This window comes from Peribacillus sp. FSL K6-5616 (assembly GCF_038008245.1).
Lineage (GTDB): Bacteria > Bacillota > Bacilli > Bacillales > DSM-1321 > Peribacillus > Peribacillus frigoritolerans.
This window is the reverse complement of record NZ_JBBOYT010000001.1, coordinates 3,302,844-3,316,267: the sequence shown is the minus strand read 5'-3', so window position 1 is coordinate 3,316,267 and position 13,424 is coordinate 3,302,844. Positions and strand designations below refer to the sequence as shown.

Here is a 13,424-nt window from a genome sequence, read left to right as displayed (position 1 = left end):
GATTTTTTTTGATGAAAAAAATGATCGCGAACCTAGCTTCACGCGAAAAAAGAGTGGCCGTCCTTGAGAATGGTGTTTTACGTAAACTTGAAATCATGCCGCCTCAAAAGCGCAGTACGGTCGGTAATATATATCTTGGGAAGGTTACGAAGGTGCTGCCGGGAATGGATGCCGTCTTCATTGATTATGGTGCAGAGAAGAATGGTTTTTTACACCGTGACGAGATTCCCTCCTTCCAGCTTACAAAAAAAAGTGATGGGAAAGCATCCATCGGTCAATTTGTCCGTCAGGGAGAAAAGCTGCTAGTTCAGGTGACTCGGGATGAAACGGGAACAAAAGGAGCTAAATTGACGGGGCTGATCGAGTTTTCAACGGAGTCCCTCGTATACATACATGGAATAGATTATGTTGGTGTTTCAAAGAAATTCAAAAACGACGATCTTCAGAAGCAATGGCGGGAAACGGCCATGCTGCATAAAAATCCTGATGAGGGATTGATTGTCCGCACCTCGATGGAGAACGAAAGTGAATCGGTTTTCCTTGACAGGTTAACTGGATTGCGGGAGCTCCATAAAGGGCTTGAAGTCAAGGCTGCATCCCTAAAGGCCCCGTCCCTTCTCCATGAGAGGGACGCTTACCTTGATATGATCATTTCCGAAATGTCGGGAACGGCGACCGGGGAACTTGCCATCGATGACTTCGAGGCCTATCGCGAGTTGAAAAAGTGGATACAGGAAAACCGTAAGGAGTGGGAAATATCCCATGTATCGGGTACCAGGAATATTTTTTCCGAATGGAATGTGGAAGCGCAAGTTGAGAAAATGGCCAAGAAAATCGTTTGGCTTGATAATGGCGGATATTTAATTTTTGAAGAAACGGAAGCTTTCACCGTAATCGATGTCAATTCAGGTAAGTTCACCGGCAAGGTGGAGAAGGAAGCAACATTGTTTGCGGTTAATCAGGCTGCGGCGAAAGAGGTCGCCCGTCAACTGAGATTGAGGAATATCAGCGGAATCATCCTGATAGATTTCATCAATATGGACCAGTCCCGGCATAAGCAGGAAATCATCGAAATCGTCAAAAAGGAAGCGGTGAGGGATGAGAAGCGAATCCAGGTCATCGGTTTTACGGAACTGGGCATTTTACAAATGACGAGAAAGCGAACCTCCCCGTCTTTAAGTGAAATGACGACGGTGCCTTGCCCTGTGTGCAGTGGAAGCGGTAAAATCGAGAGCCCGGAAACGGTGGCCTTCCGGTTGGAACGTGAGCTGCTGGAACACAGGAAGACGGATGATGAAGCGGTATGGGTGGAGGTCAGTAAAGCGGTGGCGGACGTGCTGCTTGGTGAAAAGGAATCATATCGGCCGGCATTGGAGGAATTGATCGCTAAAAAGATATTCCTGTCTTTTATCCCAGGTTTGACGAATGCCTATTCCATCAAGCGATTCGGAAGCATTCAGGAAATCGGGCGGGCTTTCGAGTGAAGGGCGGGAATTGTTATAAATATATTGACAGCCTTTCCTGTTTCATGGTAGGATTTTAATGTTATGTTTGTAGCACCCGTGCTACAACCGCTCAACATCAGGTTTTAAGCTTTTGCCTTTTTGGTAAAACGCCTGTGATTGGCGAGTCTGAGACATTTAAGGAGGTGCAAGTATGTACGCAATTATCGAAACTGGCGGTAAACAAATTAAAGTAGCAGCTGGCGAAGCGGTTTACATTGAAAAATTAAACGCAGAAGCAGGCGAAACTGTTACATTTGACAAAGTTTTATTCGTAGGTGGCGAAGACGTGAAAGTCGGTGCTCCACTAGTTGAAGGCGCTACTGTAACAGGTACTGTCGAAAAACAAGGCAAGCAAAAGAAAATCACTGTTTTCAAATACAAAGCGAAGAAAAACAATCGTAAAAAACAAGGTCATCGTCAACCATACACTAAAGTTGTTATCGAAGCAATCAACGCGTAAGGGCTGATTCTAGATGATCAAAGTTGTATTTGATGCTCCGCAGGAACGGATTGCTTCGTTCACCTTAAGCGGACATGCTAATTTTGCTAAAAAAGGTTCTGATATCGTTTGTGCAGGTGTATCGGCTGTTTCCTTCGGGGCAGTCAATGCCATCATGTCCTTAACGGACGTAGAGCCTGAGATTGAGCAAGGGAGAGAAGGCGGCTATCTTCGCTGCGCCATTCCGGGGAATCTTTCGCCGGAATCGGAAGAGAAGGTTCAGCTGCTTTTGAACGGAATGCTCATATCGCTGCAAACCATCGAACGTGATTATGGTAAATACATGAAAATTATCCTCAACCAATAGGAGGTGGAACAAATGTTAAGATTAGATCTTCAGTTCTTCGCTTCGAAAAAAGGAGTAGGTTCTACAAAGAACGGACGTGACTCAATCTCCAAGCGTCTTGGCGCTAAACGTGCAGATGGTCAATTCGTATCTGGTGGTTCTATCCTTTACCGTCAACGCGGAACAAAAATCTATCCTGGTGAGAACGTAGGCCGTGGTGGAGACGATACTCTATACGCTAAAGTAGACGGTGTTGTTAAATTCGAACGTTTCGGACGTGACCGTAAAAAAGTAAGCGTATATCCAGTTGCACAAGAAGCATAATTGGCATCTTTGAACAGAGGCTGACTCAAAAGGGTCTGATTCCTTCTACAAGACACTATATACCGCGTCATTTTTAATAATGGTAGGCTATATAGTGATGAAGGGGTCCGGCCCTTTATTTATACTATAGGAACGAACCAGCATTTTGCAGGAGACTTTAGTCATTAGTATAAGGAAACAACCTCTGACTTACAAAAGGCTCGCCAATAGGCGGGCTTTCTTAAACTTTCAGGGGGTAAATCCTAGATTATTCATCCATCCGATTTGGTTAAACCAAATAGACACTCCAATTCAACTATAATATCTCCAATTGGTGCATAAATAAGGCCCATTCTCTTTTTTAGTTCAAATGGCTCTACCATCGTCCAAAGAACTCAGGGTGTGCGGCTGTATTTTTTGGACGGGGGCTTTCATGTGAAGGCATGTGAATCGAGCTTCATTTCCTGTTTGTTGTTTTTTTGATATACTGTACAAATGGAAGTATTCAACATGATAGAGCTGAAAAAAGTTTCTTTATCATAATTGAAGGTGTTAATAATGGATAAAAATTGGACGACTATTGAAACTCTGCGTCAAACCAGGCATGACTGGTTGAATAAAATTCAAATCATCAAAGGGAATCTGGAGTTGAACAGAATTGATCGTGTCAAGGGCATCATTGATGAAATCATTGTTGAAACCCAGAATGAAGCACGACTTTCCAGTTTGAATTTACCCAAGTTCACCGAGATGCTATTGACGTCGAATTGGAATAATGGATCATTTTATTGCGAATATGAAATCATTGATGTTTTTGAAGGCTCAACCGAGATGGACGGGCTGATGTATCGCTGGACAAACGATTTCTTCAAGATTCTGGATAAAAACCTGGATCCGTTTTTTGAAAATATACTGGCTGTTTCTATGTGTAAAAAAGAAGAGAGCGATATGCACTGTACATTTCATATGCAAGGCAGGTTCATTGATCAATCCCCAGTGATCGAGTTTTTGGAAAGTTCATTAACGGCCGAGCAATCAATTGAAATTCTTGAATGTAATGAGGATGAAATATTTTTTAAGATGGATATTAACTTTTAGAGAAGTATACAGCAAGAATTGACTTGCAGAAAACAAGGAAGTGATAGCATGTTTGTCGATCAAACGAAAGTCTATGTAAAAGGCGGAGACGGTGGTAACGGGATAGTTGCTTATCGTCGTGAGAAATTCATACCTAAAGGCGGACCAGCTGGCGGAGATGGCGGTAATGGGGCCAATGTCGTATTTGAAGTGGAAGAGGGCTTGCGTACATTAATGGATTTCCGTTACCAACGTCACTTTAAGGCACCTCGCGGAGAACATGGCATGTCGAAAAACATGCATGGTGCGGCTGCAAAAGATATGGTCATCAAGGTTCCACCTGGCACCGTTGTCATCGATGATAAAACGAAGGAAGTCATTGCTGATTTAGTTGAGCACGGACAACGCGCCGTTATCGCCAAAGGTGGCCGCGGAGGCCGGGGAAATTCCCGTTTTGCCACGCCTGCCAATCCTGCTCCCGAAATCGCGGAGAATGGCGAACCCGGCCAAGAACGCGATATCGTCATGGAATTGAAACTGTTGGCTGATGTCGGTTTGGTTGGTTTCCCAAGTGTAGGGAAATCCACTTTGCTTTCTGTCGTATCCGCAGCAAGGCCTAAAATTGCCGAATATCATTTTACAACGATCGTACCGAACCTCGGAATGGTGGAAACGGAAGATCACCGCAGCTTCGTCATGGCCGATTTACCTGGTCTGATCGAAGGTGCTTCAGAAGGAGTGGGACTTGGACATCAATTCCTGCGCCATATTGAAAGAACGAGGGTAATCGTTCATGTAATCGATATGTCTGGTCTCGAAGGCCGGGATCCATACGAAGACTACCAAACAATCAATAAAGAATTGGAAGAGTATAACCTGCGCTTGACTGAACGTCCGCAAATCATTGTTGCAAGTAAAATGGATATGCCGGACTCAGAAGATAACTTAGCTGCTTTCAAAGAAAAGCTGGAAGAAGACTATCCTGTCTTCCCTATTTCTGCCGTGACGCGTGAAGGGATCCGTGAGCTTCTTTATGCAATCGCTGATAAAATCGAAGAGACCCCTGAGTTCCCTCTTGAACATGAAGAAGAGAATACTGGAATCCACCGGGTTCTATATAAACATACATCACAGTCGGATGAATTTAACATTGAACGCGAACCCGATGGCAGCTTTGCCGTATCAGGATTCAAGATCGAGCGTCTATTCAAAATGACTGACTTCACCCGTGAAGAGTCCATACGTCGTTTCGCCAGACAGCTTCGTTCATTCGGAGTCGACGAAGGCCTTCGCCAAAAAGGTGCGACAAATGGCGATATCGTCCGTATCCTTGAATATGAATTTGAATTTGTTGATTGATTGGAGACCATGATGGCAGGCAAAAGGAGGCGTGCGGAGTTTGAATAAGTCCGATCAGAAATTTTTCCTCGTTCGAGAGGATGTTCTTCCCGAAGCGATGAAAAAAACGCTGGATGCAAAAGAAATGATTGAACGGGGAAAAGCGGAATCAGTTTGGGAAGCGGTACAGCGAGTGGACCTAAGCAGGAGTGCTTTTTACAAATACCGTGACACGGTTTTTCCGTTTCATACAGTTGTTAAGGAAAAGCTGATTACACTGTTCTTCTATCTTGAAGATCGTTCTGGTACTCTATCGGAGCTTTTACGGCTCGTCGCCTCATCCGGTTGCAACATCATGACCATCCACCAAACGATTCCTTTACAGGGACGTGCAAATGTCACCTTATCCCTGAATACGGGTGGGATGACGATGGATATTAATGAACTGCTCACTAAACTGCGTAAAATGGAGTTCGTCGAAAAAGTCGAAATCATTGGTAACGGCGCATGATAACAGCCTGTACATTACACATGTACAGGCTGTCAGTTTGTAGATAAAAGGTTTCCCGAACCTTTTCCAACTGATACTGAACAAAAAAGTTTGCCTATTCGTTTCATGCGGTGCAGACCGTAATGGATTTATGTTGGGGACGATAGTAGCTCCGCGAAATAATCCGGAAGCCTTCATTAAGATGCAATAGTAAATCTGTTCAAACAGGTCGGTATCTTTAAAGCGTGGCTCATAATTTTAGCGAACGTTGAGAAGCAAGGCATTTATCATGGAAACCGTAACCTAAAGACCAACGGGCTACCGGACCGCCCGCGGAAAGCGAGTCCTGGAGCGGAAATCAACGTCAACGTTTAAAAACCTAAAGCAGCCTGAATATAAACTCATTTATTATCGGGTTTGTCTTCAGGCTGTTTTCATTTGTAAGAGGAAATTAACGATTAACTATTGTAAAAAATCAGAAAATGTCATAACATAAACAATAGATTTTCCGTGAAAAGGAGTTTATAATATGACAGCAAAAATTGCATTTCTTGGACCAAAAGCAACGTTCACGGATTTAGCTGTATCGCGACTATTTCCTAATGATATAAAAATACCGATGAACACGATTCCGGACTGCCTTGATGCTGTTCGGGACGGGGAAGTGAATCACGCACTCGTGCCGATCGAGAATGCTTTGGAGGGTTCGGTAAATATAACGATGGATTACTTAGTTCATGAAGTCACATTGCCGATGAAGGGCGAAGTGACGATTCCAATCCAACAGCATTATATGGTGCATCCGGATCATGCATACCCTGGTTTCAAACCTGACATGGTTTATTCGCATTCCCATGCCATCGCTCAATGCCGCAAATTTCTACATAATGAGCTAAGGGGCATTCCATATGAGTATGTCACATCCACAGCAGCCGCTGCTAAGATGGTGATGGAGAATCCCGATATCAATATTGCTGCCATTGCAAATGATATGGCTGCAGAGGAGTACGGTTTGACGATTGCCAAACAAAATATTCACGATTATGAACATAATCACACCAAGTTTATCGTCGTATCCAACAGTGAAGTCGACTATGAAGGGCATTTGACCGTTGAAGGGGATAAGAAAACGACCTTGATGATTCAACTGCCTGCCGACCACTCAGGGCAGCTGCACCAAGTGCTTTCCGCTTTTTCCTGGAGAAAACTTAACCTTTCCAAGATTGAATCAAGACCCATGAAAACTGGATTAGGCAATTACTTTTTCATCATCGACATAGAAATGTCCCTTGACGATGTCCTGATCCCAGGAGCGATCTCTGAGCTCGAGGCCTTAGGATGTACGGTATCGATCATGGGAAGCTATACATGCTTTAAAGTCCAAACTGGTGTACCGCAACGGTAATTCATCATTTGTGAGATTTTTTTCAAAATGATGAATGGTACAAACTCAGCTAAGTTTTATCCAATGAATAGGAAGATGCCCCGGGAGTTTTCCCAGGGCATTTTTTAGTGAGTATTCGTTAAGCTTTGTATGAAATATATATAGATAGGCAGCAGGATTCTGGAAGCAAAACAAACACAGATTGTGCAAAAAGCAAATACAATAAGTAAATCTCGGTAGGCCACATATGGAACAAACAAATACATATTTTGGAAACTAATTCAGTGGATGCGCCTTTTTAATCAAAAATGCAGAGAGAGGGTGGTGGTCAGCAGAGATGGATAATCAATTCAAAGAAACTTTCGGTTCGTGGACCCAAGCGATAGGAACCGTCATTTCAGCTATTGCTGGTACACCATCCAATGTCTTGGACGAAGAATTTCGTAAGAACTTGGATTTGATTGGAAATGAACTTCAAGCAACAGGAAATGCCTTATTGGCCGACGCGGAAGAAACCTGGTCTCTAGATAAATTCGGGAATATAATACAGGCGATCGGGAATTCGACTGTTATCTTAGGTTTAGTCATTGATTTTGATGAAATAACGAAACAGGAATTAATCATCAAAGGCAATCTGATCCAAGCGTTGGGCGGAGGAACCGCTTTGGCGGGGGCATACGAAAATCCGGATGAACCGGAACAGGCCTTCAATGCTACGGGAAATTTGTTGCAGGCGATTGGGAATTCGATGCAAGCGATGGGTGGAATTGCCGAACTTAAAAATAGCATTCTAGAAAAAGACCAAGATAAGGATCAAGAACAAGAAGAACAAGATAAGGAGCGGGAACAGCAAAAATATCAATATCCTTATTTGGAAGAGAAGCAATCTGATGCAGAATTAATCCAAGTGATGGGGGGCTGGGTTCAGGCGGTCGGTTCCGTCATTAGCCTTATTGGGCAGTTGAGAAGTAACGAAGATGAAAACTCCGGCGATGGAAGCTCAAATGAAAGCAATTCCAATGATGAGTTAGCATGAGGGCCCATAAAAAAATCCTCAAAAGCCCTATCTTTTGAGGATTTTTCGTTCATTCAATCGACTAAAATGCCGGCATCCCTCAAAGCGCTCTCCGCTTCGTCGAGCAGTTCTTCAGATGATGCGCTCAGTGTATGGAGATGGATGCCGCTCGTTAGTTCCGATAAAAACGATGCATTCGTTGCCGTCACCCTTGAAAGGAATTGCTGGACCTCCTTACGGCTGCTGACCATGATGGAAGCGGTCAGGTCGCCGTATACGGGGTGCTCGATTTTGACATCTTTCACCGTGATGCCGATATCCACTAGTAAATATAGTTCTTCTTGGGTCCGGGAAGGATCGTGCTGGCAAGCGATGATCCTTTCCGGCTTCTGCGTGCTCCCCGTTTGTAGGTACAGATAGCCTTGGCTTGTGGCAATGATAGGTTCATTCCGCGCTTTCAGGAGGGTTATGTCACCAACGATAACCTGCCGGCTTACATTCGTTATCTGCGAAAGCTCGCTGCCCGTTACAGGCTCCGTGCTTGTTTGCAATAAATGTAAGAGTTTCGTCCGTCTTTCTTCCCCAAGTAATTTCTTTCTTTCCATAAACATTCACCTCTTTAATTACAAACATTCTAACACAGATTGGAGGGTATTATCGAATGGAAGCTATTCCTTCGATGCAGTCCGCCAACTTGTGAATGTCGTCGGCCGTCGTGTTTTTGCCAAAGGAAAAGCGGACGAATTGATGGGCTTCATCTTCGCTTTTTCCAATGGCCATCATCGTTTTTGAAGGATCCTGTTTACCGATTTGACAGGCGCTTCCCGTCGAAACGGCAAATCCTTTCTGGTTTAATTCCAGCATGATGTACTGTCCTTGCAATCCAGCGAAGGTCAGCGCCAGTATGTGAGGCAATTGCTCGTATTTTGCTTCGATGATTTGAAAATCGATTTTCCTTTCCGTCAGCCGTTGAATCAATTGCGTCCTAAGTGCTGAAATCCGTTTTCGTTCATCTTCCATGATGTCGCCCAATTTCTTAGCAGCGGTCACGAAGGAGGCTATCCCGGGGACGTCCACTGTTCCTGGTCTGAAACCATATTCATGAGTGATGTTCGGTACCGAAGCCTTCAACTGATGGATGGCCGGGAAAATGACGGCCCCAGTCCCTTTTGGACCATAAACTTTATGACTGGAAACGGATAGTCCATCACATGAGGCGGCTATCTTGCCAAGCGGTAATTTAGCAAATGATTGGACGCAATCCACATGAAAAAAAGCCTGGTGTTTTCGAACGATTTCACTTATTTGCTCAATGGGTTGAATGACCCCGATTTCCGAATTCACATGTTGGACAATGACCAAGCATGTTCTCTCCGACATGCATTCCTGCAGATGTTCAATATCAACACGGCCATCTTCCAAATGCCGTAAATAAGTAACCTCAAAGCCATCTTGTTCAAGCTTTTCGACGAAATTGGCAAGAGATGCATGTTCAGTCCGGCTTACAATCAAGTGGTTCTGCCAGGATGGTTTCGAAGCGATGAATGTATCTATCGCAAGCATGTTGCTTTCTGATCCGCCGCTCGTAAAGATGATTCCTTCCTTTTTTATGTTCAGCATTTCTGCGAGTTGCTGCCGTGACATATCCAATAAACGTGCCGCTTCAGAGCCAATATCATGCAAACTGCTCGCATTCCCGAAAAACTTCCGGGATGCTTGGCTGAATACGTCGAGAGCCTCCTCGTCAATCGGTGTTGTAGCGGCGTAATCCAAATAAATCAAGAAATCACTTCCATCCTTTAATCTTAAAAAACTCTTGATAATAGTTTAATAATATGTAAATATAGTTGTCAAGACACCTGTCATAAACAGGAGGAATGAAATAATGGTAAAAGCGGAAATCATCGTGATAGGCAGCGGGATTGCTGCCTTGAAAACGGCATTGGAAGCAAGTGAGCATAAGCATGTGATACTCATCACAAAATCAAATATCCGTCATGGTAATTCATATTTAGCTCAGGGCGGGATTGCTGCTGCAATATCTGATCGTGACAGAGTATCCTTACATAAAAAAGATACGCTGGCGGCTGGTCAGAGATATAACAAAGTGAAGGCAGTGGAAAAACTCGTCGAAGAGGCACCTTCGGTTATAGCTGAACTTATAGAATCGGGTATGCAATTTGACCATGATCATGACGGAACTCTATTGCTTGGCATGGAGGGCGCCCACAGTGAACGAAGAATCCTCCATAGTCACGGTGATGCTACCGGAAAGTACATCATTGAACATCTTATAGGCTGCTTGAAAAAATCATCGATTACTGTGATGGAGGATGTTACTGCAGTGGAGTTGATCATCGGGAAAGATGTTTCTTGCATAGGCGTCAAAGCACTTGATAAGGCAGGGGAACTCGTAACCTATCATGCTGAACAGACGGTTTTGGCAACAGGCGGCTGTGGCTCCCTATACCATTTCACTTCAAATTCACAAATGGTTTCAGGTGATGGAATCGCACTTGCATTCAAGGCTGGTGCAAAAGTTCGTGACATGGAATTCATACAGTTCCATCCGACCCTGCTTTTTGTAAATGGCAAAGCGAAAGGTCTGGTTTCAGAAGCGGTTCGCGGGGATGGTGCGAGATTAGTGACGGAAACGGGAAAGCCAATCATGGAGGATGTCCATAGCTTGAAGGATCTAGCACCAAGGCATATTGTTGCACAGACGATCTTTTCTTATATACAGCGCGGTGAAAAGGTATTTTTGGATATTTCGATGATCAAGGATTTTAAAAATCGTTTTCCGACAGTGACCTCATTATGTGAAAAAAGCGGGCTGGACCTTGAATTGGGGAAAATTCCGGTTGCACCTGGAAACCATTTTCTAATGGGAGGGATTGAAGTGGATGAATCGGGGCAAACCTCAGTACCCTCTTTGTATGCAGTTGGTGAAGTGGCATGCACTGGTGTACATGGTGCAAACCGATTGGCAAGCAACTCGCTTCTCGAAGGACTGGTTTTTGGAAATACGCTAGGCCGTTTCCTTGCTAAAGTGCCGTCAAGGTCAATACCGCAAGAAAAAGAGCAGTCCAAGTGTTCCAGCCAAATTTCCTTTTTACCTGATTTCACGACATTGCAGGAAAAATTAATGAACGAAGCGGGAATCGTTCGAAATGAAGCGGGTTTAACTCGTCTGAAGGATTATCTTGAAACGTTTAATATCGAAAAATTGCTGCATGTGGAAGTAACGGCATTATCGATACAAGAAATAACGAAAATCAATGCCTTAATCGTGGCGTGGCTGATTGCCGAATCCGCATTGACCAGGACGGAAAGCAGGGGCGGTCATTTCCGCAGTGACTATCCAAGCGAAGATGACACCCAATGGCTTGATAATTCGGTTATCCTTGCCTGCACGGATGTGAAAAACCGAGTGAAGGGGAGACAACTATATGAATATATTGAAGCTTAAGCAGATGCTGCAACAATTTTTAATGGAAGATATAGGGGAATGCGATGTAACGAGTGATACGATTTTTGATCAAGGTGAACAAGGAACCTTGACATTCATCGCAAAAGAAGGCGGGGTCTTCAGTGGAGGGGACGTAATCCAGACGGGATTTGCATTGTTGGATGAGCAAATAGAGGTTTTCCTTTTTGTTCAAGATGGCGAAGTTTTCGAAGAAGGACAGCAGCTTGCAAAAATGACCGGCGATATGGCCTCTCTTTTAAAAGGGGAACGGGTCGTTTTGAATTTGCTGCAGCGTATGTCCGGCATTGCGACACAGGCTCATAAAGCTGCCATGATATTAGCGGGGACGAAGACGAGAGCATGTGATACGAGGAAAACTACACCAGGCCTGCGGATGCTTGAAAAATATGCGGTCCGCTCAGGCGGGGCATTCAATCACCGTTATGGTTTATATGATGCAGTCATGATAAAGGACAACCATATTTCTTTCGCTGGGTCCATAACGAAAGCGGTACAAACGGTAAAATCCAAACTGGGACATACCACTAAAGTGGAAGTGGAAACGGAATCACCACAACAGGTGCTTGAAGCAGTGAAAGCCGGTGCAGATATCATCATGTTCGATAACCGGAGCCCCGAAGAAATCAAGCAACTGATCAAATTGGTTCCCGCCCACATCATTACTGAAGCTTCTGGAGGAATCCATTTAGACAATCTAGCCTCATATCGGGAAACAGGGGTAGATTATATTTCGTTGGGCAGCTTGACGCACAGTGTCAGGGCACTTGATATCAGCGCAAAGGTCAAAGAGCAGGAGGGGATATTGAAATGAACATATTGGAGATGGCTAAAACAGCAGGAAATACATTGCCTGAAAAGTATAAAACGATGACAAAGGAAGAGATGGAGAATCGGGTCCATGACATCAAGAAGCGACTCGGGAACCGTCTTTATATCCCAGGTCATCATTATCAACGGGAGGAAGTCATTCAATTTTCGGATTCAACGGGGGATTCACTTCAATTGGCCCAGCTTTCCGCGCAAAATCGAGAAGCGGATTATATCGTGTTTTGCGGCGTGCATTTCATGGCGGAAACAGCCGATATTTTGACCGAAGAAGGGCAGACGGTTATCCTTCCTGATATGCGTGCAGGCTGCTCCATGGCGGATATGGCGGATATAGAACAAACGGAACGGGCGTGGACAAAGCTTCAGGAATTATTTGGCGATACGATCCTTCCGCTTACTTATGTTAATTCCACTGCGGCCATCAAAGCTTTTGTAGGGAAAAATGGCGGGGCAACGGTGACATCTTCCAATGCACAAGGGATGGTCTCGTGGGCCCTCGCGCAAAAAGAAAGAATCCTTTTTCTTCCCGATCAGCATCTTGGGAGGAATACAGCCTTTGACCTTGGAATCCCATTGAATGAAATGGCTGTTTGGGATCCGCATAAAGATGAATTGATCTATGAAGGGGAACTCGAAGATCTGAAGGTACTTCTTTGGAAAGGACATTGTTCAGTCCATGAAAATTTCACTACGGCGAATATTGAAACGCTTAGAGCGGAGCAGCCTGAAATGAATATCATCGTTCATCCCGAATGCCGCCGTGAGGTAGTCGCCCTGTCAGATTATGCAGGTTCGACATCGTACATCATAAAAATGATCGAAAGCGCAGAACCGGGCAGTTCCTGGGCAATCGGCACGGAAATGAACCTTGTCAAGCGACTTATCGCCAATAATCCTGACAAGAACATCATCTCGTTAAATCCGAATATGTGTCCATGCCTAACAATGAACCGGATTGATCTGCCTCACCTGCTGTGGGCACTTGAATCCATTGAAGAAGGTATAATCATCAATCCGATAAAAGTGGAGAAGAGCATTGCGGATAATGCCATCCTGGCTTTAAACAGAATGCTGGAACGCGTTTGAGTTAGTGCAAAAGACTTTGAATCATAAGAAACTCCTATGGCGGCGCTCCTCGCCGCCACCATCTACTACGAAAATCTAAACTCAAAAATAGAGTCTAACCCATTAACCCCTTGACAATAATGG

Annotated in this window: 14 protein-coding genes and 1 other annotated feature; of the genes, 12 read left to right on the top strand and 2 right to left on the bottom strand. The window is 44.4% G+C overall.

Annotated elements, in window-relative coordinates; genetic code table 11:
* Positions 1–11: 11 nt before the first annotated feature.
* The 9 genes from MHB45_RS15880 (at position 12) to MHB45_RS15840 (ending at position 7,918) form a co-directional block, all read left to right on the top strand.
* On the top strand, positions 12–1,484 hold the full coding sequence (locus MHB45_RS15880) for an Rne/Rng family ribonuclease (RefSeq protein WP_161922303.1): 1,473 nt from the start codon (positions 12–14) through the stop codon (positions 1,482–1,484).
* Positions 1,485–1,559: 75 nt separating this feature from the next.
* Positions 1,560–1,643, top strand: a sequence feature (ribosomal protein L21 leader region).
* Positions 1,644–1,656: 13 nt separating this feature from the next.
* The gene (gene rplU / locus MHB45_RS15875; RefSeq protein ID WP_034308849.1) at positions 1,657–1,965 is read left to right on the top strand and encodes a 50S ribosomal protein L21; all 309 of its coding nucleotides are present in this window, start codon (positions 1,657–1,659) and stop codon (positions 1,963–1,965) included.
* Between the two features lie 13 nt (positions 1,966–1,978).
* The gene (locus MHB45_RS15870; protein WP_048688952.1) at positions 1,979–2,311 is read left to right on the top strand and encodes a ribosomal-processing cysteine protease Prp; all 333 of its coding nucleotides are present in this window, start codon (positions 1,979–1,981) and stop codon (positions 2,309–2,311) included.
* Between the two features lie 12 nt (positions 2,312–2,323).
* The gene (gene rpmA, locus MHB45_RS15865) at positions 2,324–2,614 is read left to right on the top strand and encodes a 50S ribosomal protein L27 (RefSeq protein WP_048688955.1); all 291 of its coding nucleotides are present in this window, start codon (positions 2,324–2,326) and stop codon (positions 2,612–2,614) included.
* A gap of 537 nt (positions 2,615–3,151) precedes the next feature.
* Positions 3,152–3,691, top strand: a complete 540-nt coding sequence (locus MHB45_RS15860) for a Spo0B domain-containing protein (protein WP_048688958.1) — start codon at positions 3,152–3,154, stop codon at positions 3,689–3,691.
* Positions 3,692–3,739: 48 nt separating this feature from the next.
* Complete coding sequence (gene obgE, locus MHB45_RS15855) at positions 3,740–5,029, top strand: GTPase ObgE (protein ID WP_048688961.1); 1,290 nt, start codon at positions 3,740–3,742, stop codon at positions 5,027–5,029.
* 40 nt (positions 5,030–5,069) lie between these two features.
* Positions 5,070–5,519, top strand: coding sequence for an ACT domain-containing protein (locus tag MHB45_RS15850; RefSeq protein ID WP_034308837.1), 450 nt, complete (start codon positions 5,070–5,072; stop codon positions 5,517–5,519).
* A 508-nt stretch (positions 5,520–6,027) separates the two neighbouring features.
* A complete protein-coding gene (gene pheA / locus MHB45_RS15845; protein ID WP_034308835.1) occupies positions 6,028–6,903 on the top strand; it encodes a prephenate dehydratase in 876 nt (291 codons plus the stop codon).
* Positions 6,904–7,219: 316 nt separating this feature from the next.
* The gene (locus MHB45_RS15840) at positions 7,220–7,918 is read left to right on the top strand and encodes a DUF6944 family repetitive protein (RefSeq protein WP_072273327.1); all 699 of its coding nucleotides are present in this window, start codon (positions 7,220–7,222) and stop codon (positions 7,916–7,918) included.
* A gap of 53 nt (positions 7,919–7,971) precedes the next feature.
* Here the strand turns inward: MHB45_RS15840 and MHB45_RS15835 are convergent, their stop codons facing one another.
* Together MHB45_RS15835 and MHB45_RS15830 are read right to left on the bottom strand one after the other, a co-directional pair.
* Positions 7,972–8,502, bottom strand: coding sequence for a transcription repressor NadR (locus MHB45_RS15835; protein ID WP_048688970.1), 531 nt, complete (start codon positions 8,500–8,502; stop codon positions 7,972–7,974).
* A 49-nt stretch (positions 8,503–8,551) separates the two neighbouring features.
* Positions 8,552–9,679 (bottom strand): IscS subfamily cysteine desulfurase, encoded by a 1,128-nt coding sequence (locus MHB45_RS15830; protein ID WP_063594284.1) that lies wholly within the window; start codon positions 9,677–9,679, stop codon positions 8,552–8,554.
* A 103-nt stretch (positions 9,680–9,782) separates the two neighbouring features.
* On the opposite strand from MHB45_RS15830, the gene nadB reads away from it, so the two are divergent.
* The 3 genes from nadB to nadA are packed head-to-tail and all read left to right on the top strand — an operon-like array spanning position 9,783 to position 13,301.
* Entirely contained in the window at positions 9,783–11,366 is a 1,584-nt protein-coding gene (gene nadB, locus MHB45_RS15825; RefSeq protein WP_072273326.1) for an L-aspartate oxidase, read from the top strand.
* A complete protein-coding gene (gene nadC, locus MHB45_RS15820) occupies positions 11,347–12,198 on the top strand; it encodes a carboxylating nicotinate-nucleotide diphosphorylase (protein ID WP_072273325.1) in 852 nt (283 codons plus the stop codon). The genes nadB and nadC overlap by 20 nt, the downstream gene beginning before the upstream one ends.
* Entirely contained in the window at positions 12,195–13,301 is a 1,107-nt protein-coding gene (gene nadA, locus MHB45_RS15815; protein WP_072273324.1) for a quinolinate synthase NadA, read from the top strand. Before nadC ends, nadA begins: the two co-directional genes overlap by 4 nt.
* The last annotated feature ends 123 nt before the right edge of the window (positions 13,302–13,424 follow it).

Coding starts and splice junctions, on each gene's coding strand:
- MHB45_RS15880 (WP_161922303.1), top strand. CDS start 12: ATGAAAAAAATGATCGCGAACCTAGCTTCACGCGAAAAAAGAGTGGCC.
- rplU (WP_034308849.1), top strand. CDS start 1,657: ATGTACGCAATTATCGAAACTGGCGGTAAACAAATTAAAGTAGCAGCT.
- MHB45_RS15870 (WP_048688952.1), top strand. CDS start 1,979: ATGATCAAAGTTGTATTTGATGCTCCGCAGGAACGGATTGCTTCGTTC.
- rpmA (WP_048688955.1), top strand. CDS start 2,324: ATGTTAAGATTAGATCTTCAGTTCTTCGCTTCGAAAAAAGGAGTAGGT.
- MHB45_RS15860 (WP_048688958.1), top strand. CDS start 3,152: ATGGATAAAAATTGGACGACTATTGAAACTCTGCGTCAAACCAGGCAT.
- obgE (WP_048688961.1), top strand. CDS start 3,740: ATGTTTGTCGATCAAACGAAAGTCTATGTAAAAGGCGGAGACGGTGGT.
- pheA (WP_034308835.1), top strand. CDS start 6,028: ATGACAGCAAAAATTGCATTTCTTGGACCAAAAGCAACGTTCACGGAT.
- MHB45_RS15840 (WP_072273327.1), top strand. CDS start 7,220: ATGGATAATCAATTCAAAGAAACTTTCGGTTCGTGGACCCAAGCGATA.
- MHB45_RS15835 (WP_048688970.1), bottom strand. CDS start 8,502: ATGGAAAGAAAGAAATTACTTGGGGAAGAAAGACGGACGAAACTCTTA.
- nadB (WP_072273326.1), top strand. CDS start 9,783: ATGGTAAAAGCGGAAATCATCGTGATAGGCAGCGGGATTGCTGCCTTG.
- nadC (WP_072273325.1), top strand. CDS start 11,347: ATGAATATATTGAAGCTTAAGCAGATGCTGCAACAATTTTTAATGGAA.
- nadA (WP_072273324.1), top strand. CDS start 12,195: ATGAACATATTGGAGATGGCTAAAACAGCAGGAAATACATTGCCTGAA.